The sequence below is a fragment of the Enterococcus sp. 3C7_DIV0644 genome, assembly GCF_002141235.1.
Classification (GTDB): Bacteria; Bacillota; Bacilli; order Lactobacillales; family Enterococcaceae; genus Enterococcus_D; species Enterococcus_D entomosocium.
In genome coordinates this window covers 2,367,244-2,394,005 of the sequence record NZ_NGLK01000001.1, presented here as the reverse complement: position 1 = coordinate 2,394,005, position 26,762 = coordinate 2,367,244, and the positions used below count along the sequence as shown (strand labels likewise).

Genomic DNA, 26,762 nt, shown 5'->3' with positions numbered 1-26,762 from the left:
AAAAAGCAGCAGCCTTGGTGACATCCTGAAAAAATGAGACTTTTACGGAGTGGAGACATCCACTCCTTTTTTACGATCCACCGCCCTGTTCAATTGCTATTTTTCGCATTCTTAACTGATCTGGGCAAGAAGGCGGCAACTGCCAGCTTACTTTCTCAAAAAAATGAGACGACAAAAGAACACCCTGCGGCAGCTAAGATACCGCAGGGTGTTCTTGATTCATTGTTTAGCCGTTATAGGCATCAACGATGATTTGTTTCAATTCAGAGATTAGTGGTTCTTTTGGATTTGCTGTTGTACATTGGTCTTCGTAAGCCAATTCAGCCATACGATCAACTGTTGTATCTAGTGTTTGTTGAGTGACGCCTTGCGCTTTCAAGCTCATGTCGATACCAACAGATTGTCCTAATTCGTAAACAGCTGTTGCCAATGCTTCAACCAATTCAGCCGTTGTTTTGCCTTTAAGGCCTAAGAATTTCGCAATGTCTGCGTAATCTGTATCAGCACGGAAGAAGTCATATTTAGGGAACATTGCATGTTTTTGTGGGTCTTTGGCATTATAACGGATGATGTGCGGTAAAAGAATCGCATTTGTACGTCCGTGAGGAATACCATACTCACCACCGATTTTGTGAGCTACAGAGTGACAAATACCTAGGAATGCATTGGCGAAGGCCATACCTGCCATTGTTGAGGCATTATGCATTTTTTCGCGAGATTCCATATCAGGTGTTTTCACTGATTTTTCTAAGTAGTCAAAGACTAACTTGATTGCTTGTAAGCTCAATCCACGAGTGTAATCAGATGCCATTACTGACACATAAGATTCGATCGCATGAGTCAAAACGTCCATTCCAGTGTCTGCTGTAACAGACGCAGGTACTGACATTACGAATTGAGGGTCAACGATTGCTACATCTGGTGTCAATGCGTAATCAGCTAATGGGTACTTCACGTGTGTTTCACTGTCAGTGATAACCGCAAATGGTGTTACTTCAGAACCAGTACCAGACGTTGTTGGGATACAAACGAATTGCGTTTTTTCTGGTTTGTCGATCTTGTATGTCCGTTTACGGATATCTAAGAATTTTTGTTTCGCGCCGAAGAATGAAGTATCTGGGTGCTCATAGAACATCCACATGCCTTTGGCAGCATCCATTGCTGATCCACCACCAAGAGCGATCACTGTATCTGGTTTGAAATCAACCATCATTTTTGTTCCAGCGTAAACGGTGTTTGTTGATGGGTTTGGTTCTACATCAGAGAAGACTTCGATTTTCACGTCATTTTTACGACGAGCAAGTACTTCACGGACCGTATCGCAATAGCCGAATTGAACCATACCAGGGTCACAAACGATCATGACACGTTCAACGTTTTCCATTTTCTCCAAGTACATTAGAGAGTTCTTTTCAAAGAAGATTTTTGGTGGCAATTTAAACCATTGCATATTATTTCTCCGTTTCGCTACAGTTTTCACGTTGATCAAGTTCACGGCAGAAACATTTCGTGATACAGAGTTTTTCCCGTATGAACCACAACCAAGTGTCAATGATGGAATCATTTCGTTGTAGATATTTCCGATACCACCTTCTGCAGATGGTGTGTTAACTAAGATACGGCAAGCTTTCATGCGTAGGCCGAAGGCTAATTGCAAGTCTTCGTTTTCAGTGTGGATCACCGCTGTATGGCCTAATCCGCCTAAATCAAGCATTGCTTCACATTTTTCGAACGCGTCTTCTGTGTTGTTTGCTTTGATCATTGCTAAAACTGGAGAAAGTTTTTCTCTTGATAGTGGGTAATCAGCACCGACACCGTCAAGTTCAGCGATCAATAATTTTGTTCCTTCTGGTACGTTGATGCCTGCTAATTTCGCGATTTCCATTGCTGAATGTCCAACGATTGCTGGATTTACGGCATATTTTCCTTCGTTCATCACGGCATCTTCAAGTTTTTGTAATTCTTTTGCTTTTACAACATATACTTGATGTGCTTCAAATTCTGCTTTCACAGAGGCATAGACTTCTTTATCAACGATCACTGCTTGTTCAGAGGCACAGATCATTCCGTTATCAAAGGTTTTTGATACGATCAAGTCATTGACTGCTCGTTTCACTTTCGCTGTTTTTTCGATATAGGCAGGTACGTTCCCTGGTCCAACACCTAATGCAGGTTTACCAGTTGAGTATGCTGCTTTGACCATGCCAGCGCCACCAGTTGCTAATACGATCGCAATTCCTGGGTGGTTCATCAATAAGCCAGTCGCTTCGATTGATGGATGTTCGATCCATTGCACACAGTTTTCAGGTGCCCCAGCAGCGATGGCCGCATCACGAACGATACGTGCAGCTTCTGCTGAACATTTTTGTGCAGATGGGTGGAAAGCAAAAACGATCGGGTTACGTGTTTTCAAAGCGATCATTGCTTTAAAGATCGTTGTAGATGTTGGGTTGGTTGTTGGTGTTACCCCACAAACGACACCAACTGGTTCAGCGATTTCGATCAAGCCTTTTTGTTTGTCTTCATTGATCACGCCGACTGTTTTGTCATGTTTGATACTGTTCCAAATATATTCTGAAGCGTACATGTTTTTGATCGCTTTATCTTCATAGATACCACGGCCAGTTTCTTCTACTGCCATTTTAGCTAAAGGCATATGTTTGTCTAATGCTGCCATTGCCATTTCATGAACAATGTGGTCCACTTTTTCTTGATCAAAGCTTTCCATTTCTTTTAACGCCACATTTGCCTTCGTTGCTAAATCGTCGATCATTGCTTGTACGTCGATTGTCACTTCTTTTTCCAATGTCTTAGCCATTGTATGTCCTCCTAGTTTTTAAACATGTTTTGTTTGTTAACTACTTCACATACAGATCATACAACATCTTTTTTTGTTTGTAAATAGTTTTTGTGATTTTTTTCACAGTTTTATTAAATTCCCTTTAAATTAAGCGTTTTCAAGAGGTTTTAAGGAAAAGAAGTGGACAAAAGTTTCGGTTTTTATTAAGAAAAATGTCATGTGCTCAGTTGAACAATAGGTTTAAAAAATTTTTGTTCACTTTTGAAAAAAATCACTCTTCCTTCTACTATTTTATCTAAGATTGCCGTATACTCCCTCTAGTATTCTGCCCTTCTTTCAATGGCTATTAGTGTCTATTGAGGACAAAAAAACGACCAGCCATCGCTGATCGTCTTTCTCTTTAAAACAAATCCTCTTGGTCTACTTCTGTTAGAGGCTTCCCGTGGGCAAGCTGGGAAACAACGTGCGCCATCTTTTTGTAGGAATCATTCAATCCAATCCCGCCTTTTTTCGGCATCTTCAAAATATAGATGTCTTTGGCATAGATTGCCACTGCTGGGTTTTCCTCTGACATCGCTGCAGCCCCTGGAATTCCTTGCGCATTGAATACTTTCGTCAATCCTGCTGCCATTTCGCCAAAATTAGGATAATGCATCGCAGGTCCGCAAAGAACGGCATCTGCTTCAAATTTTTTGGCAATCCCCACAAATTTTTTATTCACTTCTTCTTGATGCTCGTGATAATATTGGTCACCACAATAAAGCGTTGCAACGATTTGTGCGTCTTGCTCTTGAAAAAGTGGATTCAAGGTTCGACCTGGACCAAGGGCAGCTTTTTTGCCGCTTGGCGGCAACTGAGCATTTTCATCACTTCCCATCCCTGCAGTGACATGATTAAGAATCAAAATTATTTTTTTCATGAGCGGTGCCTCTTTTCTTACAGATCATCAAAATCGAAATCATCAAAATTGATTTCCTCTTCTTCTTGTTCAACGGCATCCGCTTCTTCTTTTAGATATTGATTATCTAAGACTTTGATAAACGGGTAATAAATAGCCATTCCTAAGAGGATCAACAAGACTTGTAACACGGCCGCTTGCCAACCACTGACTAAGAAACCAGAAATAATCGGTGGCGTGGTCCATGGCAGCTGAATTCCATTGGTATAGTTGACTAACCCAAGATCCATACAGAAGTAAGAGATAATAATATTGATCGTTGGCACTAAAGCAAAAGGAATCAGCAGAACTGGATTCAAGACGATTGGTAACCCAAAGATGATTGGTTCATTGATCCCGAAAATACCTGGAATCAACGATAACTGTGATAGTTTTTTGACCCGTTGGCTTTTACAGACTAAGATCATGACTAAAATCAAAGATAATGTCGAACCGCCCCCGCCAAAGGTCGCGAACATGTCTTGAAATTGACCGGTGATGATGTTAGGAATTTCTGCGCCATTCTTGAAAGCATCTAAGTTTTCAATAGATAATGCCCGTAAGATAGGGTTGAAGACGGCACCGACCACACTGGAACCATTGATCCCAAAGAACCAGAAAAAATGCAAAAATAGGTAAGCTATGATCATGGCACCTAAAGTATTTCCTAAACTTAACAACGGTGTCTGTAAGAACTTAAAGAGGATCTCTTGGAGATTGCCATAAGACGTCAAGTTGGCTAACCAGTTGGCGATCATAAAAACCGTCACGATCACAAAACTAGGAATCAATGCCTCAAAGGATTTCACCACGGTTGGGGGAACACCGTCAGGCATTTTGATCGTCCACCCTTTGCGTAATAACGCAACGAACATTCTGGTGGAAATCAAGGCAACGACCATCCCTAAGAACAAACCGCTGGAACCCATCCACCGTAATGGCAGGCTGCCAACTTCATACACTTCCGTAGAGCCTTCTGGTGTGAAAACGGTCGTAAATGGTGTCACGATAAAAAAAGAAACGAGTGAAATAATGGCTGCTTGCATGGCATCAACTTTAAACTGTTTTGCCAAACTATACCCGATCCCACCAACGGCTAAAATCGTCATAATGTCAAAGCTGGCTGTTGCTGGCATATTCAACATCGTTGCCCAGTTGTCTCCCAGCAAACTGCTCATCATCTCGTTCCAATTTGGAATCGGAAAATTGGTCAAGACTAAAAAGAGTGAACCCACGATCAACAACGGTGTGGATAATAAGAAACCATCACGAATCGCAATCAAATATTTGTTTTCACCGATCGTCTTTGCCATCGGTGTTAACACTTTTTCTAACCAGTTTAAAAATTTCTGCATTTTTCTTCCTCCCATCTGCGTGCTATCTGGCAGATAACACGTAGTCCCCTGTTACTCCAACACTTTTATTACTTTGCTTTGGCTTTTTTGATCAAGCTCAAGGCATCTTTCAATGCTCGTTCGCCATCCATCATGCCGTATGCTTCTGTCGCGATCGTGCCGACTGGAATCCCCATTGGCTCGAAAGTTGCTTTCATTTTGCTATCTAAGTGTCGTACTTGTGGACCTAACAAAATAGCAACTGGTTTTTCTTGTTCGACTTTTTCTTCTGCATGGATTGCAGGGAATGCTTCGATCGTCAAAGGCATGTTGTGCTTTTTGACGACTTCCATCATTTTATTGACCATGATACTCGTTGACATTCCAGCTTCACAAAACAAATAGATTTTTTTCGTTGCCATATCCATTCCTCCAATGTTTGTTTTTCTCAATCGCGGTTGTTAGACCGGCGCTTTGATTCGTTCTTCATACGCTTCCAACCATTCTTTCGTAATAGGCTCGATCATGGTTGTCTGCTCAGGTCCTGGCGTTGCCATAAAAATAGCTGGCGCTTGTTTGGTGGTTGCGACACTAAAGGTAAATTCTACATTGGTTGCCACGCCCCAGCGCCCCTGTTTATCTAAAGCGATCAGCGAGAAGGCGCCGGCTTTGCCGTAGCGCTTCTTCAATCGCGCTTCAAAGTCGTAAACGGCTTGATCACATGCTTCTTGCGGTGCTAGTCCTTCTCCCATCAAACGGACGATTTCGTAGGAAAGGCAGCCTTTCATCAAGTCTTCCCCTAACCCTGTGGCAGCGGCACCGCCGATTTCACTATCCACATAAAAACCAGAACCAGATAAAGGTGAATCGCCGACACGACCGCTTTTTTTCATAAATAAACCAGAGCTCGAGGTTCCTGCTGCCATGCTTTGGTGTTCATCCAGCGCAACTACTCCCACTGTATCATGGCCGTCATAGGGATCGAGGTTGTTGGCAGCGATCTCTGCTTTGCGCTTTTCCCAAATGGTTTTGGCTCGCGGTGTCAGCATCTCTTTGGGCTGGAATCCTTCGGCAAGCGCATAAGCGACCGCTCCTTGGCCGATTCGAAAACTATTGAATTTTTCCTCACTTAGGCGGCGTGCCACGGAAATAGGATTTTCCACATCGACGATCCCAGCGACGGCACCAATTTTGAAGGTATCACCATCCATGAAGGCAGCGTCCATTTCCAACACGCCTTCTTCGTTGGGCAGCCCGCCATACCCCACCGATTTATAAAATGGATAATCTTCCACTGCTTTAATGGCTGTTTCTACTGCATCTTGGCAGGAGCCTTGTTGCTCTAATATTGCTTTAGCAGCGAGCACGCCATCGTGTGCCATCCGCCATGTAGCAATCATTCCCCACATAAATATCCCTCCATTTTTCATAGCGCTTTCAAGTATATTCTATACGGTATATACTACTATGTCTATACTAAAAAAAGAGTTTCTCAAAAAAAATGGAAAAACTCTTCTTCGTTCGTGTCTTCGCTTATTTTGTCAGTGCTTGTAAACTGCGCAAATAAATTTCAAGATTCATCCGCAGATCGGCAACCGCCATGTACTCATCTTGGTTATGAGCGATCCCTTTTTGCCCTGGAAAAGACGGACCAAAAGCAAGGATGTTTGGCATCTTGCGGGCATAGGTTGCTCCTGTAGTCGTCACGGGGGTTGGATCATTGCCCGTTACTTGGTGATAGATCGTCGATAGCGTTTGGATTTCGGGGGCATCTTTTGATCGGCAGAACCCCGGAATGCTGCGAAGGATCGTAAGACTTGCCCCTTTTGGCAATGCCTTTTGCACCCCAGCGAGTACTTGTTCCTCCGTTACCGATACCGGATAGCGAAAGGCCACTTCTAACGCTAGTCCACTGGCGGATTTTTGGAGAACCACAGGGGTCAAGATCAACTTTCCTGAATCAGCATCTTCTAGTACCAAATCAATGCCTTCGCCATAGTGCTGCTGGTGAAAACTTTGGGCGATCCACTGCAAAGCTGCTTGCAAGGATGGTGTCGCTGCTAGTTGCGGTGCTGCTTGCTGGGCAAGCTTTGTAATGGCATTGTCCCCTAGCTCAGGGGCATTGCTAGGGGAACGTTTGCCTAGTGCTTCAAAGGACTGGCTGCCTACGGTTACCGATAGGTGGTCTGGTACATGATCGCGGAATTGATCGCCAGAAAACGCCGCTAACAGCTGCTGTTCTTGGGCGGGCAATGGAAAATCAAGTTGCACATTGACGACACCTCGTTCGCCGTAAACCACTGGATACTTGCAGTCTGGCGTAAAACCAAAACGCGGTGGCTGCTCAACCGCTAGATAATGCGGGATATCCGACATGCCGCTTTCTTCATCTGTACCGAAAATGATCCGCAGCGGTAATTGCGGTTGATGACCAAGGTCTTTCAATAATTTCATAGCAAACAAACAGCTGATGATCGGGCCTTTGTTATCTAAGATCCCTCGGCCATAAAAGTTGCCGTCTTTTTCAGTTAGTGCAAAGGGTGGGTAGCTCCAGCCAGAACCTGCCGAGACGACATCCAAGTGTCCTAACACACCGATATAGTCGGTATCCGTTGGTCCCCAATGGGCATAGCCGATCGCATCATCAATGACCGTTGTTTGAAACCCGTATGCTGCGCTTTTTTCCATGACGTATGCTAACACTTCTCGTGGTCCTGTGCCATAAGGCGCATGAGGCGCCGGCTCACCTTTGACGCTTGCAATCTGCATCACCTCGCTCAAAAGTGTGAGAAATTCTGGCCAATTGGCTTCAATACTTGCTGTGAGTGGATCCATTGTCTTCACCTCTAAAGGATTGATTTTATTTTTGTCGCACTAATGTATTTTTGAAGGTGTATTTGTCTGCTCGGTAATAGGATGTATCGTATAAGATCGGTTTGGCTGATGCGGAATAGGTCATCGAATGGACCAAAAGCATCGGTTCCTCTTGAGGTACCTGCAAAAGTTTCGCAATATCGGCTGGACTTTTTACAGCTTCCACCTCTTGATGGGAATAACCAATCTCGATGTTGGCTTCAATGACTTGATACAAAGACGACTCCAATTGAGCTTTCGTGAGTTCTGCGGTGTCTTCTTGCAGATAGCGTTTCAGTACGTAAAGATTTTCCACCGTCATCGGCTCATCATCAAAGTAACGCAAGCGCACCAAATAAACGATCGGTTCCTTGGCGTAATCACCAAACAACTGACCAATCTCTATCGGGAGCTCTTTGACGGTTTCGATATGCAGAACTTCCGTACGGGTCTTTTTCCCTTGGACCTTTGCAGTTTCAGTAAAACTTTGAAGGCCGCCGGAGCCGCTTTGGATCTTGGGCTGTTTCATGACATAGGTTCCTTTGCCTTTTTCTTTCACTAACAAATTCTGGCCAATCAATAGATCGATGGCTTTACGCACCGTTAAACGGCTGCACTGAAATTCCTCTGCTAAATCATAATCGGAAGGAAGCTTTTGACTCGTCACGTACGTACCTTCATGAACCCGTTGCGCAATCTGCTGGGCAACTTCTTGAAATACTGCTTGTTTTTTCAACGTCTCTCCTACTTTCTTTCACTTTGCTACCATTCATAAAACGATCGATTGGCACTGACGCCAGAAGAAACACTGACAAACGCTTGTTCATCGATTCCTTGGATCATGCCTTCGACGGTCTTGAGTTCTCTATGGGAAATGACAAGTAATAATAGCTTTTTCTGTTGATGATCAAACCCACCTTCGACATCGTTGATAACCGTGATGCCTCGCCGCAAGGCACATTGCAGCGTCGTAATGACGGGTTCTGCTTTTTCTGTAACGACCAGCAGCTGCACACGCCGCTGCTTCAGGTTGACGTAGTCGACCATCCGTCCACTGATGAAGAAGGAAATAGCACTATAAAAAGCATAGGGCCAGCCAAAGATCAGCCCGGCTGCTAGCTGCAAACTAACATTGAAGCCGATAAAGAAACTACCGATACTTCTACCAGTGGCTTTTTTCACTAAAATCCCTAAAATATCAAGCCCACCCGTTGAAAAATCGTCGTTCAATGTCAAGCCCACCGACACCCCGTGCAGCAATCCGCCGAACACGGCACAGATCACCGGATCGGTCGTTAAAGCAATGACCGGTACCACCTTCATCATAACAGAAGACAGGACGACGGTACAAACCGTCATGATGGTAAATTCTCGATCGATTTTGACCCAAGCAACCGCTAACAATGGCGCATTAAAAAAAAGCACCAAAAGCGGGATCGAAAGCTGCAGATTCAACTGCTCGTCTAAAAGCTGCGACAACAATTGCGACAAACCAGTGATCCCACTCGCATAAATATTTCCCGGCAGCCAAAAGAGATTTAAGGCAATCGACGACAACAATGCATAGATCAAAGCAACAAGCATTCGTTTTCTATAACGTGCCATGTTTTTCCTCCTCCACTTCACTTTTAGTATATATCATTAAGTATATACTGTCACGCGAAAAAAGCAGGCGAAATGAGGGGGGGAACGGAAACGAAGCAATGTAAAAACACGCTAAAATTAAGGAGTAAAATGTTGGTATCAAAGGTTTTTAAAGATTTTTTTAAAGTGAGTAAATCACTTGAGATTCTCTGAAAAATGAATAAAATAAAAAGTGTAAAAACAAAAGAACAAAGAAAGGATGATTCTTATGACACATGAGATTGTGCCACGCCGCTCAGATTCATACAGTATGACACCTTTTGATTTCTTTGAAGATTTTGGCCGCAGTTTTTTTGATGGGTTTCCATCGAACCTGATCAAAACCGATATTCACGAGAATGACAATGAATTTCTCGTTGAAGCAGAACTGCCTGGCATCCCTAAGGAAAATATTCAAGTAACCTATGAGAATGGGGTTTTAACGATTACGGGACAACACCAGACGGATCATGCGACCGAAGATGAAAAAGGACGTCTGGTTCGCAGCGAGCGCAGCTTGACAAGCGTTCGACGGCAATACCTGTTAGAAAACGTCAAAGAGGATGAAATCAAGGCCTCTTACGCTGAAGGAATTTTGAAATTGACGTTGCCAAAAGATCAAGGCAAACAAGCGTCAAAGAAACTGATTCCGATCGAGTAGCGAAGGCAATCAAAACACTGCAGCAAAACGAGCGATCTCTGTTTTGCTGCGGTGCTTGTTTTATTTTAGAAACTGTCCGACTACTAAAAAAACGCACCATCGCTTCTGAGAAAGCGACGGTGCGTTTGTGCTTATTCTTTGGTTTCGTCTTGGATGCTCGTTGCGTCTTCGACATCAGCTGGTTCGATTTGTGTCTCAACGGATGCAACAGTTCCAGGTTTCACTGTGCGGATCGCTGAACGATCAAACTCTAAGAAAATTCCTTCACAGTCGATGATCACGGTGCTTTTTTCTGTGTTGACTTCAGAAAGAACACCGTGGAGTCCGCCGATGGTTACGACTTCATCGCCAGCTTTCATATTTTCTAAAAGATTTTTACGCTCTTGCTGTTGTTTCTTTTGTGAACGACTCATAAAGAACCACATTGCCACTAAAGCAACCAGCATAAAGAGCATTGGTAAAGATTGTGCCATTTTTTTCACCTCGATTTATTTTCTTTCCTATAAGATACTTTATCAGAATTCCTCTATTATTCCCACCATTTTAGTAGAGAATGTTAGAAATTCCTCGCATTTTCCTTGTTGAACCCATACTCTTCAATAAAATGCTCACGGAACTCCAACAAGTTGTCATCCATGATGGCTTGACGGACATTTTTCATCAGATTCAATAAGAAGTAGACATTGTGGTAAGACGTCAAACGCATACCAAAGGTTTCATCACATTTGATCAAGTGGCGGATGTACGCACGAGAATAGTTTTTACATGTATAGCAATCACACTTCTCGTCAATTGGTCGAAAGTCACGGGCATATTGCGCATTTTTCACGACTAAACGACCTTTTGAAGTCATACAGGTACCGTTTCTTGCGATCCGTGTTGGTAAAACGCAGTCGAACATATCGACACCGCGAATCACGCCATCGATCAAGGAGTCAGCTGCCCCAACGCCCATCAGGTAACGTGGTTTGTTTTCTGGAATCCAAGGAGTCGTAAATTCCAACACGCGATTCATTTCCGCTTTTGGTTCGCCAACTGACAGGCCGCCGATAGAATAACCTGGGAAGTCCATACTAATCAAGTCTTGGGCACTCTGCTTGCGCAAGTCTTCAAAGCCTGCACCTTGAATGATCCCAAACAAGCCTTGACGATCTGGATTGGCATGAGCTTTCAAGCCACGTTCTGCCCAGCGAGACGTCCGTTCCACCGATTTTTTGACGTAGTCATAGCTTTCATCAAATGGCGGACACTCATCAAAACTCATCATGATATCTGATCCTAATTTGTTTTGGATATCAATCGCTTTTTCAGGAGATAAAAACATTTTCGACCCATTCAAATGGTTTTTGAAATGGACACCTTCTTCGACGATGTTGCGCATTTCGGCTAATGAAAAGACTTGGAAACCACCTGAATCTGTTAAGATCGGTTGATCCCAATTCATAAATTTATGTAAGCCGCCTGCTTCTGCAACAATGTCTTCTCCTGGACGCAACCACAAGTGATAGGTATTGCTTAAAATGACGCCTGCACCCATTTCTTTCAACTCTTCAGGGGCAAGGGTTTTAACCGTTGCTAATGTGCCGACTGGCATGAACATTGGCGTTGGAAAGGTTCCGTGAGGCGTGATCAGTTCGCCTAAACGGGCACCGGTATGCTTTTCTTTCTTTATCAGACGATAACGAATGGCTGGTTCCGTCATTCATTTCCCTACTTTCTCTCTAAACTCAATTAACTGTGCAACGCTATCTATGATAAGGGTTGCCCTTACATTTTGCAAGGAAGTTTAAAGAAACTAAGAGTATTTTCTCCTAGTTATGCGAAACATCTATTACTTTTTTTTGAAGATTTAGCGAAAGTTTGCTATCATGTTATTTATATTGAAGGGAGGTTTTTTGAAATGAAATCAAATAGAGAACTAAAAGCAGAAGCAAAAGCAATCCTGAGAGGCCGCTGGAAAGACAGTGTTTTGATGTGTATTGTACCGACTTTGATCTCGATCGCTATCGCACTCGTCATTATCGTTCTTGCTGTTATTCCATTGTATCAAAGCGGTATGTTTAATGATCTTGGTTCCACTGACGCAGTCAATTCCGCAGGAGGAAGTGGCGGCGGCAGTGGTGGCGGTTTGATCAGCGGTCTATTTTCTGCCTTATTCGGTGCTGGGATCTCTTGGACTTTCCTTGACATTTTACGCGGTAAGAAGCAATCGATCCAGCCTTTTTCTGATGTCTTTCGCGGCTTCAGTGGCGCTTTCGTGTTAGGGATCATCGTCATCTATATTCTGTCGACTATTTTCACGACGTTGTGGACGTTCCTGTTTATCATTCCTGGGATCATTAAAGCTTATTCTTATTCTCAAGCATATTTTGTCTTTTATGATACCTACGAAGAAACGGGCATGCGGCCAGATTTTCTCAGCTGCATCACAGGTAGCCGTCATTTAATGAAAGGCTACAAAGGTCAACTGTTCATCCTTGATCTGAGCTTCATCGGCTGGCACATTTTGGCCATCATGACAGCAGGAATTGGCTACTTATGGTTGACGCCATACATCAGTGCAACCAAAGCAGCATTCTATGACAATCTGCCTAAACGAGCACTTGCTTAAAAGATCGGTTCGCCGGTCTTTTTTTTTGAAGAAAAGAATCGTTTTCTTTTGCAAACGCTTCCGTTTCGTGTTATAGTATAAGTGTAAGGAAGGTAGCAACTCTGTTGGTGGTTTTCGTAAATATCGCAAACTCAATCTACTAAAAGTTGTTGAACGTACAAGTTTCACCTAGTACCAAACGTGTAAAGTAACAAGAAGAAAAACGTAACAAGGATCGAACATTTCCATATCGAAAAATGATACGTCTCATTTTGTATCGGAATACACGAAACATGTGTAAGTTTGTAAATGAAAACAAATTTTCGAGAAACATTGCTTTGCATGGACCACAAAAAGCGACCACCACTTATACCTTCCTCTAGTAGTAAGCTGGGCGACAAAAAAAGCAGTTCTAAAAGTTGAGAAATTGATTCAACTTAAAGAGCCGCTTACGTCGCTCAGTTTTTTTGTTTATTTTAAGAACATCGCATCGCCAAAGCTAAAGAAGCGATATCGCTCATCGATGGCATGCTGGTAGGCAGAAAGTGTTAGGTCGCGTCCTGCAAAGGCACTGACTAACATCACTAAGGTTGATTTTGGTAGGTGGAAGTTGGTAGAAAAAGCTTCCACGATTTTAAACTGATAGCCTGGCGTGATAAAAATACTCGTCCACCCACTATCGGCTTTGATTTGCCCATCAAACTTGGTCCCAATGGTTTCTAATGTACGGATCGAAGTCGTTCCGACTGCAACGATCTTGCCACCATTTGCCCGAACCTCGTTCAATTGTGCGGCAGCTTCTTCTGTCAAACGGTAAAATTCGCTGTGCATCTCATGATCAGCGATATTATCGACACTGACTGGACGAAACGTTCCTAAACCAACGTGCAAAGTCAGATAAACCAGCTTGACGCCTTTCGCTGCAATCTGCTCTAGCAATTCTGGGGTAAAATGCAAGCCGGCAGTTGGTGCGGCCGCTGAGCCGTTTTCTTTGGCATAAACCGTTTGATAGCGGTCTGGGTCTTCTAGCCGTTCTTTGATGTAAGGCGGTAACGGCATTTCGCCAAGTGATTCCAGAATCTCTAAAAAGATTCCTTTATATTGAAAACGAATGATCCGGCCGCCGTGATCGAGCTCTTCTTCCACCACTGCCTCTAATCGTCCGTCGCCGAAGGTGATCTTCGTGCCGACTTTGGCTCTTTTGGCTGGCTTGATCAAGGTTTCCCACGTATCCCCTTCAATATTGTTCAGTAAAAGGATTTCCAGATGGGCACCTGTTTCTTGTTTTTCGCCATAGATACGAGCTGGTAATACCCGCGTATCATTCATCACCAAAGCATCCCCTGGTTCCAATTCATCAATGATGTTATAGAAGTGCTTGTCCTCAAATTTGCCAGTCTCGCGGTCAACCACTAATAAACGGGAACTTGAGCGATCGCTTAATGGCGTTTGGGCGATCAGTTCTTCCGGTAATTCAAAATCAAAATCTTCAGTTGTAAGCATGTTGTTCCTCTCTTTCCCTAAATTCTTCTCTATTCTAGCATGTTTTTATAAAAATTGAAAAAACAGCTTTTAATTCTGCCCTTTCTTAGAAAAAAATAAAGAGACTGCTGCCAAGGCGTTCAGCAAAAAAGCCCCCTTTTTCCCAATGAAAAATAACGACATATTTCCGCTGCTTCTTTTCTCTATGCATCGCTCCTTAATTTGGACTTGCTTATGGCGCTATTTTCAGTTTTGTCTATACAATTATGAAAAAAATGGGCAGATTATTTGAATAACACGTGACTTTTCGGCATACTTAGTACAGATTATAAGCCATTATTCAGATTGCTTAAATAAAAATAGAGGTGACATCATGATTGAGTTTCAGCAGGTATCCAAAATTTACAAAGGTGGTAAAGTCGCTGTTGAAGATGTGAATCTTTCCTTTGAAAAAGGCGAATTCATTTGCTTCATCGGGACAAGTGGTAGTGGAAAGACGACTTGTATGCGGATGATCAACCGTATGACGGATCCTTCTAAAGGAAAAATCTTGATCAATGGAAAAAGCGTTACAGAGATCAACCCCGTGGAATTACGCCGTCAAATCGGCTATGTGATCCAAAGCATCGGTTTGATGCCTCACATGACGATTCGGGAAAACATCACATTGGTTCAAAAATTGTTAAAAGTCAGCCAAGAAGAACGCAACAAAACTGCCGAGCGCATGATCGACTTAGTGGAATTGCCACGAGAAATGCTCGACCGTTACCCCAACGAATTGTCTGGAGGGCAACAGCAACGGATCGGTGTTGTCCGTGCCTTGGCAGCTGACCAAGATGTCATTTTAATGGATGAGCCTTTTGGCGCACTAGACCCAATCACTCGTGACTCCTTACAAGATTTGGTTAAAGACTTGCAAGAACGGCTTGGAAAAACCGTCGTCTTCGTTACCCATGATATGGACGAAGCATTGAAGCTTGCTAGCCGTATCGTGATCATGAGTGAAGGAAAAGTCATTCAATTTGATACACCAGAAAATATTCTGCAACACCCAGCAACACCGTTTGTGGAAGAATTGATCGGTGAAGACCGCTTGTTACAAGCAAAACCTGACACGACGCCAGTCAAAGACGTAATGTTAAATACCCCGATCGCTATCACACCAGAAAAATCCATACAAGAAGCGATTCACTTGATGCGGGAAAAACGGGTCGATACCTTGCTTGTTACCGACAATAGCAACGTGCTAAAAGGCTACATCGATGTCGAATCCATCGACCGCAACCGTGGCAAAGTTACTAGTGTCGGCGATATCTTGAACAAAGATGTCTTTTTCGTTCGCGAAACCGCCTTGTTGCGGGATACCTTGCAACGCATCTTAAAACGCGGCTTAAAATATGTCCCAGTAGTAGATGCCGACAAACATTTAGTTGGGATTTTGACCCGTGCTTCCTTAGTTGATATCGTTTATGACGTGATTTGGGGCGATGAGCCATCGATCATGGAAGCCATTGAGTCGGCGAAACCTGAAGAAACTGAGGAGGTCTAGCGCATGCAAAGCTTCTTTAATGAATATGGCGGCCAATTGGTCACCAAAAGTCTCGAACATTTGTATATCTCCTTTGCGGCTTTGCTCTTAGGGATTCTTGTTGCTGTACCGATCGGTGTGATCTTGACCCGTTTCCCCAAAGCAGCAACGGTCGTGATCGGCATCACCAGTGCGCTGCAAACCGTGCCTTCTTTGGCACTATTGGCATTGATGATCCCGATTTTAGGTGTCGGAAAAGTCCCTGCTATCGTCGCTCTTTTCATTTATTCCTTGTTGCCGATTTTGCGAAATACCTACATTGGAATGAAAAAAGTCGATTGGAATTACCGCGATGTTGCCAAAGGGATGGGGATGACCAACTTGCAGTCGATCATCAGTGTGGAATTACCCCTAGCGATCCCAACGATCATGGCAGGGATCCGCTTATCGGCCGTGTATGTTTTAGCTTGGGCTACCTTGGCTTCTTACATTGGTGCCGGTGGACTTGGTGATTTGATCTTTAGCGGACTAAACAACTACCAACCGCCTTTGATTTTTGCTGGGACGATTCCAGTGACGATCTTTGCTTTATTAGCTGACTGGTTACTGGGTTTGTTAGAAAACAAACTGACACCAGCTGCCTTAAGGGGGGATGCGTAATGAAAAAAACTTCAAAATTAGCGCTGTTGTTTTCCTTAAGTGTCGCTTTACTGTCCGGCTGTTCCTTTCCCGGTTTAGCATCGACTTCTGATGAGAATACCGTGGCGATCACAGGCGGGATCACTTCCGAAGCCCAAATTCTTGGCGCGGTGGTTGCCGGTATGGTCGAACACTATACGGATAAAAACACAACCGTCATTAACAACTTAGCAACAACGACCATCAATCACCAAGCGATGATGAATGGCGATGCGTCGATCTCAGCTGCCCGCTACACAGGAACTGACTTGACCACGACGTTAGGGTTGGAGCCAGAATCTGATCCGCAAGCCGCCTTTGACAAAGTCAAATCAGAATTTGAGAAACGATACCAACAGACTTGGTTCCCATCTTACGGCTTTGATAACACATATGTCTTTCTTGTCAGGAAAGACACTGCCGAAAAATACGGATTGGAAAAAGTCAGTGACTTGAAAGATGTCGCAGATCAATTGGTCGCAGGGGTCGATACCGCGTGGATCACACGGGTCGGTGATGGGTACGATGGCTTCCAGAAAGCCTATGGATTCTCTTTCCAAAATATCCTACCGATGCAGATCGGTCTTGTCTATGATGCTGTTGATAACGGAAAAATGGATATCGTTTTAGGGTACTCAACCGACGGCCGGATCGGCAGTTACGATCTCGTGATGCTGGAAGATGATCTAAACTTCTTCCCACCTTATGATGCCGCACCGATCGTCGATGACAAATTATTGAAAGAAACACCTGAAATCGGCGATGCTCTGAACAAATTAGCAGGCAAAATCGATACCGAAAAAATGCAAGAATTGAATTACCAAGTGGATAATGACCTTCTAGAACCAACGGTAGTTGCCGAACGTTTCTTAGAAGAAAATAATTATTTCGAAGGAGAGTGACGAAATGGCAGACATGAATTTATTCCAACAATTTCTTTTCTATTTTCAAGAAAATGGCGGCTATGTTTTTGCCCAGTTCATTCGTCACTTCTTGATTTCAATCTACGGGGTACTTTTTGCCTCGATCGTCGGCATTCCAATCGGGATCTTGATTTCTAAAAAAATGCGTTTGGCAGATTGGGTGATTCGTTTCGCCAATATCATCCAGACGATTCCATCTTTAGCGATGATCTCGATTTTAATGATCGGCATGGGCTTAGGTGTGAATGTCGTGATTTTAACGATTTTTCTTTATTCTTTGTTACCGATCATCAAAAATACCTATACCGGCATGCGCCAAGTCGACCGCAATACGTTAGATGTCGGCAAAGGGATGGGGATGACTAGCTGGCAACGATTGTATATGATCGAATTGCCATTGTCTGTTTCGGTGATCATGGCAGGGATTCGAAACGCCTTAGTCGTGGCGATCGGTATCACCGCCATTGGCGCTTTCGTTGGTGCTGGTGGACTGGGGGACATCATCATCCGTGGAACCAATGCGACGGATGGTGCATCGATCATCTTAGCCGGTGCTTTACCAACTGCCTTGATGGCGATCATTACGGATCTTGGGCTAAGCTTTATTGAACGCCGCTTAGATCCAGCCAGCCGTACGTCACGCTAAACTTATTTGCAAAAAGCAAAAGCCGTTGTGACCATTTATTGGTCGCAACGGCTTTTTTGGTTCGGTCATTTTTCAGGAAAGTATCGCTTCAGTCGCTTCCCTTCTTAGGGTTAACGCCCTGCTCTTTTCGCTATTTATCCATTCCGTATACTTCGACTTCATAGATTCGGGCTGCTGAGTCTGCTCCTTGTGTTGGTTTATCGATACTGATTTTTACATATTGCACCTTCTGGACGGCAAACGTATTGGTGCTATTGCCGGCTTCATTTTTCAACGTTCGTGAAACTGGCTCATAGTCTTTGCCATCTTCACTGACGAGCACCGTATACGCCCGCGTATTCATGTCTGGACCTTCTCCACCAGCCTCCGCATGAGCGAGGCGTACTTCACTGACCGTTTGTGGCCGACCGAGATCGATCATCAACTCATGAGGCGCATTGCCTGTCGCACACCACTTCGTACTCAAATCACCATCGAGGGCAAAAGCTGGTGCTTCGGCATCATTGACAAACGATGAAGCAGTTGCTTCGGCATCTTTTGAAAGCAGCAGCAACTCTTTCGGCGCATCAGCAGAAATCGTGATCAATCCCGCCATTTCCAGAGGGGTCTCTCCTGCTTCGTTTTTGGCAACAAGCGTGACTTTGTAGGTACCTGGTTCCGAATAGGTCACTTGGGGATTTTCTTCTGTACTGCTCGTGATATCGCCGCCTTCAAACGTCCATTCGAATGCTTCAGCATTCGCAGATGAGGTATTCGTGAAGGTGATCGTTTCACCCGGTGCCGCCAAGGTTTTAGAGGCTGTAAAGGCCGCTTTTGGCAGCTGATTGTTCGGCCAAGTGATCTCCACCGTATCTGATAGCTTGCCACGATTGCCATAGCGATCCACTGCCACCACCGCGAACTTGGTTTTCGTCCCTTTTGGACGTTCAACGGCATTCAAATAGTGGTTGGTTGCTGGCGTAGCTGCTAAGAAAGAGCGTGAGCCGTCATCGTTCAATTGGTAGATCTCATAAACCGCAGCTGTCTTGTCCTTGGCAGCTTCCCACATTAAACGGACACCCGCATAGTTGCCCTCTTCCTCATCAAAGAGCACATCCTCAACCGTCAATGCTTCGGCAGCGAATTTCTCCGCTTTCTGATCTCCGATCGTTAATTGCCCTAGATTCAACTCATAGACATCACTGGTCTCTTCAGTGGTTATGTCATAACCGATCGCTGTCACTTCCCCTTTGATGTCTTTCAATGAGTAAGTAATCGTCGTCCAGTCTGCTACGACCTCTTTGTCTCCTTTGATTGTTTGTGTCGAACCATCGGCTAAGGTCACGACCAAATCAAGAGTTGTCGGTACCGTTGCTTTGACAGTCGTCGTCAGCTTCGTCTTTTTCGTCACAGGAAATGCTGTCTGATACAATGCCATGTGACTGGTACTGCCTTTTGTCATCTGTCCACGTAGTTTCAGTGCATTTCCGCCATTATAGGCATCCGCATAATTGATTGATACAGCCAAATCATTGTCTTTTCCATGGTCAAAGACCCAACGATAGGTCGGCAAAACAGCTTGCAAGCTTCGGTTGTTCCAATTGCGGCTGGACACTTTTTCTCCCTCGATAAAATAGTTGTAGCCATTCCCCAGACTAAAATTCGTCACAAAAGGCAGCTCTGTGATAGCGGTCTGTTCTAAGGCATAGGTGGAGATCCCAGGCCACTCTGTCGCTTCTGGCAGCTGGCTTTCCCGAGGATCACCCGTGTTATTGACCCAAAAAGCATTCTCTTTGCTTTGGAAATCATCCGGCGTACTAGCAGAAGAATAGGTCCAGCTAGGTACATACAGGCCCAATGAGGTATAAGGAACGCCTTTTTCATCCGTAAACAGATCCCAGCGCACAGGCGTTGAATAGCCATTTTCTTGCACATCGATCCCAGCAAAAAGATCGTAAGGATCGACACCGATTTCACGGGCTTTTTCATTGGAGGCCTTCAACAGCTCTTTGTCCGCCAGTTTGTCAGTGGTCCACCAGAAATTCAAGAACATACTATCTGCCAATGGGTTCATCTCTGCATCCACTAAATAGGCTTTGTTCTTATCCGTCAAAGCGTTTTGCCAATCCATTTTCCCATCACTCGTCATGGAATCATACCACATGATCTCTAAATGCTCGTCGGTTTGTTCTTTGAATTGGGCGATCAGTTCTTGCATCGCTTTGGCGTGGCTTTCATTTAGTCCTTTACCATCAGTCCCCGATTGTTCAACACCTTCCGCTGCATCATCAAAACTAGTGACCGCCGTATCGGTTTCTTGGTTGATGAACCAGCCATCAAAGCCATACGTATTGGCAACTTCGATCATTTTTTCTACAATCGGAAAATTGCCGTCCTCATCCTTAGCTAAAAACGTATCTAGCCATTCCAGCTTCCCACCATGGGCAGTTTGCGGAAAGAAGATCGTTCCTAAAACCGGCACGCCATTCCTATGAGCAGCATCTGTCACATCAGGACTTGGTGGTACGATGATCCCTTCGCCAGAAGAGCCGCCCCAATAAACCAATTGATCAATGTATTGCCAATAAGAAAAGACATTGGCATCAAAGGTATTGATCCCACGTGGTGCATTGCCGCTCGTACTGCTATTCATGATCGAAAGCGCCACGACTTTGGTTTCTGCCGTTTGCGTGTCATTCATCTTCGGCAACGTCTCTTTAGCTGCCCGCTGCGCTAATGGAACAACGCTGGTATTGTATTTCGCATCTGGATCTTTTTCAAAAGACCATGCCAACAAATCCTCTGGGAACCAATAAGACGACTCCGGCTGATTGTCCATCGCTTTTTCCAACGTACTTTTGGCTGTTTCCTGGTAAACGACTTTTCCAGTTGTCTTCGCCTCACTTTGGGTGCAGCCGCCGATTGCCGTTGCCGCTGCCAACACCAACAAAGATGCGCCAACTTTACTGATTTTCCTTGTCACACTTCTTCCTCCTTGTTTTACATAAACCCGCCAACATTCCTACACTAAAACGATAACGCTTTCAAAGGTAGGAATATAGGAACAAATTAAAGAAATCATGCAACAAATCCAAGAAGGTTGAGTTTAGAAAAAAAAGAGCCTCCTTTTTGGGAAGCTCTTTGGCCCTGCTTACTTCTTACTCCTTTCCAACGAGCGGCAGCCAAACGCGCATTTCGCCTATGCCCCGATTGCCCCATAAATGGTATGGGATCAGTTGCCACGTACGAGGTATGACCGTTTCCGCTCGTTCTTCGTAAAGGGTTGTTCCCGACCATTCTTCGCTTTGGTAGCCTTTGATCGCCAAACGTAAAGTAGTTGGCAACAACGTATCCTCTTTCGCAAAGGTCGCCTCCAGCGCCTGTGGGTCGATGCGGCAACGCCAGAGTGCTTGACCATTGTCGGCTTCTTCTATGCAATACACGAAGGGGCCACGTTGCAATGCGACTTGATTGATGTCTTGAATAACTTGAGGATTCGCACGCAAGATTTGCAATGGTTGTTCAAAACGGATATTGACCGTCACGTTTTCGACTGCCTCAAAGATGATTGCCTCGTTCGTCTCCTGCCATTCGTGTTCACTATCGATTTGAAACTTACTTAGTCCGTTAGGTTTGTGGATGATGAGCGTCTTTGGAATGCCTTGATAGCGAATCGTGAGGTCCTCTGTAAAAGGAAACCCGCCCGTTTGTTCAAACGTAAATTGGTCAGGTTCTTCTAAACGGCTTGCTACAAATAAATTCACGTAAAGCTTCTCTTGATCGCAAGTGTAAACCAAGCGCTGCAGCGAAGCGACCATCCGTGCAAAATTGGGCGGACAACACGCACAACCGAGCCAATCGGGTCGTTGGGCTTTGACGTGACCTTTGCCAGGATTTTCTTGATCTCGTTGGGGATTGACCTCCAAAGGATTCACGTAGAAAAAGTGTTTGCCGTCAATTGCCGCACCAGAAAGGACGCTATTATACAACGCTCGTTCCATCGTCGCTAAATATTTTGGTTCATTGGTTAGTTTGAATAGCTCAAAAGAAAATTGGACCAATGCAATGGCTGCACAGGTTTCACAATACATCGTATCATTTGGCAAATCATAGGGACCGACAAAGGCTTCCCCGTGAACGGTTGAGCCGACGCCACCGGTCACATACATTTTCTTACAGGCGATGTCTTCCCAGATCGCTTCGCAAGCATTGATCAATTCTTGATCTTGGGTATGCTGGGCGACTTTTGCCATCCCGCTTGCCATATACAGCATTCGTACCGCATGACCTTTGGCTTCATGCTGCTTTTTAGGTTGATCGTAGGCTTGTAAATAGGTGAGGTCTACCCTTGGCGTTTCATCTGATAAGCCATCCGCTTGGTTTTTCAAAATTTCTTTTTCGTAAAAGGCAGGATCTTCCCCACGTACTTCAAGAAAAAAATCAGCTAATGTCAAATAGGTTTGTTTACCAGTGTATTCATACAAACGCACCAGCGCCAATTCGATCTCTTGATGGCCATCAGCACCTTGAATTTTTCCAGACTCCCGCCCAAAATACGTGCAAATATTGGCGATATTTTTCTCTGCCACGGTCAGTAATTTATCCTTGCCTGTTGCTTGATCATAAGCGATAGCCGCTTCGACTAGATGCCCGGCACAATAAAGTTCATGACTGAAATACAGCTGACGGTATTTTAACTTCGGTCGGGTCAATTGAAAGAAGGTATTTAAGTAGCCGTCCGCTTCTTGCGCAGCAGCAACTAAGTCAATCACTTCATCTACTGTCTTTTCCAATTGCGGATCGCTAGTATTCAACAAGCTATACCCAGCCGACTCGATCCATTTGTAGACATCACTATCTTGGAAAAACCAGCCAAAATGTTCCCCTTCCATTTGCCCTGCAGCGATGCGAAAATTCGCCAATGCATGGCTTTTCCCAGCTGGCAAATTGGGATCTTCCCGTTCTGCTTGAACATCTACATCGATTTCATCATTTAGGACTTGGTATTGGTAAGGAATCGTTTCTTTGCGAACAAGCTCTTGGTATCCTTGCCAAAACTCGTCCGTGAGCTGTACCTTTTTTAATGCGAATTCTTTCATTACGTTCTCCTGTTCTTTTACTTTTTTATGCTTGATCATTCAATTCATATTTACTTCATTAATAAAAAGTTCGGATCATCTCCTGTGATATGTTGCCCTGCCTCCTCTTTGATCGTTTGCTTATATAAGAGCTGGTAGGCTTTAGGACTCATGCCTTTTTTCTGTTTAAAGGTATTGGTAAAGTGCTGCCTGCTGTTGAATCCTGCTTGAGCGGCAATTTCGACGATCGGCAGCTGACTATTGCTTAGTAAAAATGCTGCCTGCTTCAGACGCTCACTAGTGAGGAAATGGTTGACCGTCACTCCCAGTTGCTCATGAAAGAGTTTATGCAAGTAGGCTTTCGTAATCCCCACCGCCGTTGCGATTTGGGAGACTTGAATGTCTTCATCAAAATGCTGTTGAATATAGTTGATCGCAGCGTTCACATAGCAATTGCCCCGTTTGGTTTCTTTCGTACGTAATGAAAAGGCTAATTCCATCAACATCCGCTTAAACAAGAGCTCGATCGTAAATTGCCGTTCAGCAGACGGTTGCTCCTGAGTATCATCGATCATTAGCAGTTGTAGCAATGACTTGATCGCTTGTCCAAATTGGCGGACATCGCGACTTTTCGCGTAAGGCTCATTCCATTGTACATTTCCTTTGATGTATGCAAAAACATCACGAACACAAAGGGCGGACGGCGTCTCACTCAGAAGAAATTCAATATTCAGTAATGTGCAGGAATCTCCTTCAACGAATAAGGCGTGTTCCACAAACGTATTTATGAAAACGAAATCATTTCTTTCCAGAACAATCACTTGATCTTGCACCTTTATCTTACACTTTCCTTTGGTCACAAACATGATTTCACACGCTGGGTGTTGATGTGGATCCATGGAAAAACGCTCAAGGGCAACACTATAGTATGCTGTAATCTTCGCATAATTTGTTTCTTGTGGAAACACCATTGAACAACTCCTTTTTCATTTGTTGACGATTTCTTTCTTTTTTATTTCTAGTAGACAAAACTTTCCCTCTCTTTTTTATTGCTTACTATACTATAAGAAAAACGTACTAGGAGGAAATCGATGTCTTTTTTACATTTTGCACAAACACCCCCAATGGGATGGAATTCTTGGGACTGCTATGGCGCTTCTGTGACCGAAGCAGAAGTGATCGCCCATGCTGATTTTATGGCAGAGCATTTGAAAGCTTATGGTTGGGAGTATGTCGTCGTGGATATTCAATGGAGCGAACCAGAAGCAAAGTCTACAAGGTACAATGATTTTTATCCATTGTGTATGGACGACTATTCTCGCTTGATTCCTGCTGAAAATCGTTTCCCTTCAGCAAAAGATGGTGCTAGTTTCAAAAAACTTGGTGACTATCTGCATCAAAAAGGGCTGAAATTTGGTATCCATATCATGCGCGGCATTCCACGACAAGCAGTTCACCAAAATACGCCAATCAAAGGAACGGATAAACGGGCGCGGGACATTGCTATGAATTCAATCTGCCCTTGGAATTCCGATATGTATGGGGTCGATGTTTCATTGCCTGAAGGACAGCTTTATTATGATTCTTTGCTCGAATTATATGCTTCTTGGGGTGTTGACTTTATAAAGGTGGATGACATCGGCGATTCGAAAATTTACGGTGATGCCCATAAAGCAGAAATCAAAGCGATTCGCCGTGCAATCGATCGATCCGGTCGAGAGATCGTCCTTTCTTTGTCTCCCGGACCCGCTGCCCTCAAAAATGGTAGTTTCTTTCAAAATCATGCCAATATGTGGCGCTTGACGGATGACTTTTGGGATCATTGGGATGCCCTTTACGCCATGTTTGACCGAGCAGCAGAGTGGGCACCTTTCGTCCGTCCAGGTAACTGGCCTGACTGTGATATGTTGCCGTTGGGTCATATCGGCATTCGAGCAGTTGATGGTGGCGGTGGTGACAGCTGGACACGATTTACGGAAGACGAGCAATACTTATTGATGAGTTTATGGACGATCTTCCAATCTCCATTGATGTTTGGTGGTACTTTACCAGACATTGATCCCTTTACCTTACGTTTATTGACGAATACTGAAGTCTTAGAAATGTATCGAAGAATCCACACGAAAAAAGAGTTCTATCGTGATCAAGAGTGGATCATTTGGGAGGCGTTGAGCGACACAGCAGTCTACTATGCCATTTTCAATGTTTCTGATCAAACGCAAACCATCCCAAAATCGATCACTGATTTACTACCACTTAAAAACGGCACTGAGTTATGGCAACAAAAAGAACAAACAATTGCCAATGCTGAGGTTCCTACTCATGGTGTCCGATTATTCAAAGGCAGTATTTAGTAAAACCGGCAGCAGTATACGTTTATAAGCAGCACAATGCAACCTGCCCATTGTGCTGCTTATTTTTTATTCTTCGTACACTTTTCGACCAAGAAACGCAACGCCTTGATCATTGATTCCAGATAAAAACAACCTTTCTTTTTGGTCGATGTACTCATAATATGGGACAAATTCATTTTCTCCCCACAAGTAACTTCGTCCTTCTTTTTTTAATGCTGTTATTTCTTGCTGTTGAGAAGATATAACTTGAGACTCGTGATTAAATTGGATGATTTCCCACTTTCCTAACAGAGTTTCCTGCTCTGGTATTCGTGAAACACTTCCCTGATAGATTGAAGCAGAGATTACTGGCCAACCTGATTCTAGCCAATAGAGTTTACGTATTTGTAAATAGAATTGGTCACTGAAGGGTTTTCTCCGTGCATGATGCACAACGAAGCTTTCTTTATTGGATTGCGTAAAGATCGAATTATGACCAGGGGCGTATACAACTGGTTCTTCTGAGAACTGATAACTGCCCAACAGTTTGGTTCCTACTTCGGTTGGCGTCTTCTCTTGATCCGTCATGGCCGTACCATGCCAGTCCAGATATGGCCCCGTAATTTCTTTTGCTCGGGCGACACGGATATTATATGAATCGTTAAGGGAATCGAAAGAAACAAACAAATAATAATAATCGGTTTCAGGATGATAATAGACAAATGGGCCTTCAATAGCAGTATCAACTGTTTTCGGACGAAAAGCAATCCGTTGGCCATAGCTCTTTTCTTGAAGTTTTCCAGTTTCTTTGTTCAATGAAGCAATATAGTTTCCGCCAAAGAAAGAACCATAGACAAACCACTGTTCACCCGAGCGGTCAAAAGCAATATTGGCATCGATCGCGTTATGCTGTGCAAGAGTAGCATTGGTTTTAATAACCTCTCCTTGATCTTCCCAAGGGCCCAAAGGATCTGTTGCTGTAGCTAAGCCAATAAAAGAAGTGGTACTGCCGAATGTCGAAGCAGAATAATACATACGGAATTCGTCCTTATAGCGAATAACTTCCGGTGCCCATAGTCCTTGAGCCTTGCTCCATTTTACTGCTGGTTCAGGCATTTCTGACAATGCCTGTTTCTCAAATTGCCAATGGATCAAATCTTTTGAACGACGAATTGGTACACCAGCCGTTTTGGGCTGTTGGGTGTCCGTTGAATATAAATAAAAGGTGCCTTCATGTTCAATAATCGTAGGATCATGAACCCCATTGATCGCTGTCATGTCTTCCCTCATCTCCTAATTGATTTATTCTATTTTATA

Annotated in this window: 22 protein-coding genes; 7 read left to right on the top strand and 15 right to left on the bottom strand. The window is 44.0% G+C overall.

Features of this window, described 5'->3' with window-relative positions; all coding sequences use genetic code 11:
* Positions 1–226: 226 nt before the first annotated feature.
* The 8 genes from adhE to A5877_RS11305 all read right to left on the bottom strand — a co-directional run bounded on the left by adhE (position 227) and on the right by A5877_RS11305 (position 9,529).
* Positions 227–2,818, bottom strand: coding sequence for a bifunctional acetaldehyde-CoA/alcohol dehydrogenase (gene adhE, locus A5877_RS11340; protein ID WP_010748754.1), 2,592 nt, complete (start codon positions 2,816–2,818; stop codon positions 227–229).
* 382 nt (positions 2,819–3,200) lie between these two features.
* Positions 3,201–3,719: a GrdB-related putative oxidoreductase gene (locus tag A5877_RS11335; protein WP_086316845.1), complete on the bottom strand. Its 519-nt coding sequence runs from the start codon at positions 3,717–3,719 to the stop codon at positions 3,201–3,203.
* 17 nt (positions 3,720–3,736) lie between these two features.
* Entirely contained in the window at positions 3,737–5,092 is a 1,356-nt protein-coding gene (gene celB / locus A5877_RS11330) for a PTS cellobiose transporter subunit IIC (protein WP_034872054.1), read from the bottom strand.
* Positions 5,093–5,160: 68 nt separating this feature from the next.
* Positions 5,161–5,493, bottom strand: a complete 333-nt coding sequence (locus A5877_RS11325) for a PTS sugar transporter subunit IIB (RefSeq protein ID WP_005227348.1) — start codon at positions 5,491–5,493, stop codon at positions 5,161–5,163.
* Positions 5,494–5,532: 39 nt separating this feature from the next.
* Entirely contained in the window at positions 5,533–6,480 is a 948-nt protein-coding gene (locus tag A5877_RS11320) for a N(4)-(beta-N-acetylglucosaminyl)-L-asparaginase (protein WP_086316844.1), read from the bottom strand.
* Positions 6,481–6,604: 124 nt separating this feature from the next.
* Positions 6,605–7,906, bottom strand: a complete 1,302-nt coding sequence (locus A5877_RS11315; protein ID WP_086316843.1) for a Sapep family Mn(2+)-dependent dipeptidase — start codon at positions 7,904–7,906, stop codon at positions 6,605–6,607.
* A gap of 25 nt (positions 7,907–7,931) precedes the next feature.
* The gene (locus A5877_RS11310; RefSeq protein WP_005232165.1) at positions 7,932–8,660 is read right to left on the bottom strand and encodes a GntR family transcriptional regulator, LSA1692 subfamily; all 729 of its coding nucleotides are present in this window, start codon (positions 8,658–8,660) and stop codon (positions 7,932–7,934) included.
* A gap of 26 nt (positions 8,661–8,686) precedes the next feature.
* The gene (locus A5877_RS11305) at positions 8,687–9,529 is read right to left on the bottom strand and encodes a YitT family protein (protein WP_086316842.1); all 843 of its coding nucleotides are present in this window, start codon (positions 9,527–9,529) and stop codon (positions 8,687–8,689) included.
* A gap of 247 nt (positions 9,530–9,776) precedes the next feature.
* On the opposite strand from A5877_RS11305, the gene A5877_RS11300 reads away from it, so the two are divergent.
* Complete coding sequence (locus A5877_RS11300; protein ID WP_008376072.1) at positions 9,777–10,208, top strand: Hsp20/alpha crystallin family protein; 432 nt, start codon at positions 9,777–9,779, stop codon at positions 10,206–10,208.
* A 131-nt stretch (positions 10,209–10,339) separates the two neighbouring features.
* On the opposite strand, the gene yajC is transcribed toward A5877_RS11300, so the two are convergent.
* Complete coding sequence (yajC, locus tag A5877_RS11290) at positions 10,340–10,681, bottom strand: preprotein translocase subunit YajC (protein ID WP_005232170.1); 342 nt, start codon at positions 10,679–10,681, stop codon at positions 10,340–10,342.
* A gap of 83 nt (positions 10,682–10,764) precedes the next feature.
* On the bottom strand, positions 10,765–11,910 hold the full coding sequence (tgt, locus tag A5877_RS11285) for a tRNA guanosine(34) transglycosylase Tgt (protein ID WP_005227333.1): 1,146 nt from the start codon (positions 11,908–11,910) through the stop codon (positions 10,765–10,767).
* A 198-nt stretch (positions 11,911–12,108) separates the two neighbouring features.
* Between tgt and A5877_RS11280 the strand changes: the two genes are divergently transcribed.
* Positions 12,109–12,819, top strand: a complete 711-nt coding sequence (locus A5877_RS11280) for a DUF975 family protein (RefSeq protein ID WP_008376075.1) — start codon at positions 12,109–12,111, stop codon at positions 12,817–12,819.
* Between the two features lie 450 nt (positions 12,820–13,269).
* Here A5877_RS11280 and queA read toward each other — a convergent pair whose 3' ends face one another.
* Positions 13,270–14,301 (bottom strand): tRNA preQ1(34) S-adenosylmethionine ribosyltransferase-isomerase QueA, encoded by a 1,032-nt coding sequence (queA, locus tag A5877_RS11275; RefSeq protein ID WP_005232175.1) that lies wholly within the window; start codon positions 14,299–14,301, stop codon positions 13,270–13,272.
* Between the two features lie 352 nt (positions 14,302–14,653).
* On the opposite strand from queA, the gene A5877_RS11270 reads away from it, so the two are divergent.
* Genes A5877_RS11270 through A5877_RS11255 form a run of 4 tightly spaced genes read left to right on the top strand, consistent with a single transcriptional unit; the run spans position 14,654 to position 18,055 of the window.
* Positions 14,654–15,829, top strand: a complete 1,176-nt coding sequence (locus A5877_RS11270) for a betaine/proline/choline family ABC transporter ATP-binding protein (RefSeq protein ID WP_008376079.1) — start codon at positions 14,654–14,656, stop codon at positions 15,827–15,829.
* Positions 15,830–15,832: 3 nt separating this feature from the next.
* The gene (locus tag A5877_RS11265; protein ID WP_016609633.1) at positions 15,833–16,468 is read left to right on the top strand and encodes an ABC transporter permease; all 636 of its coding nucleotides are present in this window, start codon (positions 15,833–15,835) and stop codon (positions 16,466–16,468) included.
* Positions 16,468–17,388: an osmoprotectant ABC transporter substrate-binding protein gene (locus A5877_RS11260; protein WP_016619676.1), complete on the top strand. Its 921-nt coding sequence runs from the start codon at positions 16,468–16,470 to the stop codon at positions 17,386–17,388. The genes A5877_RS11265 and A5877_RS11260 overlap by 1 nt, the downstream gene beginning before the upstream one ends.
* 4 nt (positions 17,389–17,392) lie before the next feature.
* On the top strand, positions 17,393–18,055 hold the full coding sequence (locus tag A5877_RS11255) for an ABC transporter permease (RefSeq protein ID WP_005227316.1): 663 nt from the start codon (positions 17,393–17,395) through the stop codon (positions 18,053–18,055).
* Positions 18,056–18,185: 130 nt separating this feature from the next.
* Here A5877_RS11255 and A5877_RS11250 read toward each other — a convergent pair whose 3' ends face one another.
* The 3 genes from A5877_RS11250 to A5877_RS11240 form a co-directional block, all read right to left on the bottom strand.
* A complete protein-coding gene (locus tag A5877_RS11250; protein WP_086316841.1) occupies positions 18,186–21,017 on the bottom strand; it encodes a discoidin domain-containing protein in 2,832 nt (943 codons plus the stop codon).
* 175 nt (positions 21,018–21,192) lie between these two features.
* Positions 21,193–23,133, bottom strand: coding sequence for a glycoside hydrolase family 127 protein (locus A5877_RS11245; RefSeq protein WP_086316840.1), 1,941 nt, complete (start codon positions 23,131–23,133; stop codon positions 21,193–21,195).
* 50 nt (positions 23,134–23,183) lie between these two features.
* Positions 23,184–24,083, bottom strand: a complete 900-nt coding sequence (locus A5877_RS11240; protein ID WP_086316839.1) for an AraC family transcriptional regulator — start codon at positions 24,081–24,083, stop codon at positions 23,184–23,186.
* A gap of 120 nt (positions 24,084–24,203) precedes the next feature.
* On the opposite strand from A5877_RS11240, the gene A5877_RS11235 reads away from it, so the two are divergent.
* Positions 24,204–25,466, top strand: coding sequence for a glycoside hydrolase family 27 protein (locus A5877_RS11235; protein WP_086316838.1), 1,263 nt, complete (start codon positions 24,204–24,206; stop codon positions 25,464–25,466).
* A gap of 66 nt (positions 25,467–25,532) precedes the next feature.
* Here the strand turns inward: A5877_RS11235 and A5877_RS11230 are convergent, their stop codons facing one another.
* Complete coding sequence (locus A5877_RS11230; RefSeq protein WP_176273455.1) at positions 25,533–26,723, bottom strand: arabinan endo-1,5-alpha-L-arabinosidase; 1,191 nt, start codon at positions 26,721–26,723, stop codon at positions 25,533–25,535.
* Between the last annotated feature and the right edge of the window lie 39 nt (positions 26,724–26,762).

Excerpts from the sequence above, each read along its gene's own strand:
- adhE (WP_010748754.1), bottom strand. The coding sequence starts at position 2,818 with ATGGCTAAGACATTGGAAAAAGAAGTGACAATCGACGTACAAGCAATG.
- A5877_RS11335 (WP_086316845.1), bottom strand. The coding sequence starts at position 3,719 with ATGAAAAAAATAATTTTGATTCTTAATCATGTCACTGCAGGGATGGGA.
- celB (WP_034872054.1), bottom strand. The coding sequence starts at position 5,092 with ATGCAGAAATTTTTAAACTGGTTAGAAAAAGTGTTAACACCGATGGCA.
- A5877_RS11325 (WP_005227348.1), bottom strand. The coding sequence starts at position 5,493 with ATGGCAACGAAAAAAATCTATTTGTTTTGTGAAGCTGGAATGTCAACG.
- A5877_RS11320 (WP_086316844.1), bottom strand. The coding sequence starts at position 6,480 with ATGTGGGGAATGATTGCTACATGGCGGATGGCACACGATGGCGTGCTC.
- A5877_RS11315 (WP_086316843.1), bottom strand. The coding sequence starts at position 7,906 with ATGGATCCACTCACAGCAAGTATTGAAGCCAATTGGCCAGAATTTCTC.
- A5877_RS11305 (WP_086316842.1), bottom strand. The coding sequence starts at position 9,529 with ATGGCACGTTATAGAAAACGAATGCTTGTTGCTTTGATCTATGCATTG.
- A5877_RS11300 (WP_008376072.1), top strand. The coding sequence starts at position 9,777 with ATGACACATGAGATTGTGCCACGCCGCTCAGATTCATACAGTATGACA.
- yajC (WP_005232170.1), bottom strand. The coding sequence starts at position 10,681 with ATGGCACAATCTTTACCAATGCTCTTTATGCTGGTTGCTTTAGTGGCA.
- tgt (WP_005227333.1), bottom strand. The coding sequence starts at position 11,910 with ATGACGGAACCAGCCATTCGTTATCGTCTGATAAAGAAAGAAAAGCAT.
- A5877_RS11280 (WP_008376075.1), top strand. The coding sequence starts at position 12,109 with ATGAAATCAAATAGAGAACTAAAAGCAGAAGCAAAAGCAATCCTGAGA.
- queA (WP_005232175.1), bottom strand. The coding sequence starts at position 14,301 with ATGCTTACAACTGAAGATTTTGATTTTGAATTACCGGAAGAACTGATC.
- A5877_RS11270 (WP_008376079.1), top strand. The coding sequence starts at position 14,654 with ATGATTGAGTTTCAGCAGGTATCCAAAATTTACAAAGGTGGTAAAGTC.
- A5877_RS11265 (WP_016609633.1), top strand. The coding sequence starts at position 15,833 with ATGCAAAGCTTCTTTAATGAATATGGCGGCCAATTGGTCACCAAAAGT.
- A5877_RS11260 (WP_016619676.1), top strand. The coding sequence starts at position 16,468 with ATGAAAAAAACTTCAAAATTAGCGCTGTTGTTTTCCTTAAGTGTCGCT.
- A5877_RS11255 (WP_005227316.1), top strand. The coding sequence starts at position 17,393 with ATGGCAGACATGAATTTATTCCAACAATTTCTTTTCTATTTTCAAGAA.
- A5877_RS11245 (WP_086316840.1), bottom strand. The coding sequence starts at position 23,133 with ATGAAAGAATTCGCATTAAAAAAGGTACAGCTCACGGACGAGTTTTGG.
- A5877_RS11240 (WP_086316839.1), bottom strand. The coding sequence starts at position 24,083 with ATGGTGTTTCCACAAGAAACAAATTATGCGAAGATTACAGCATACTAT.
- A5877_RS11235 (WP_086316838.1), top strand. The coding sequence starts at position 24,204 with ATGTCTTTTTTACATTTTGCACAAACACCCCCAATGGGATGGAATTCT.
- A5877_RS11230 (WP_176273455.1), bottom strand. The coding sequence starts at position 26,723 with ATGACAGCGATCAATGGGGTTCATGATCCTACGATTATTGAACATGAA.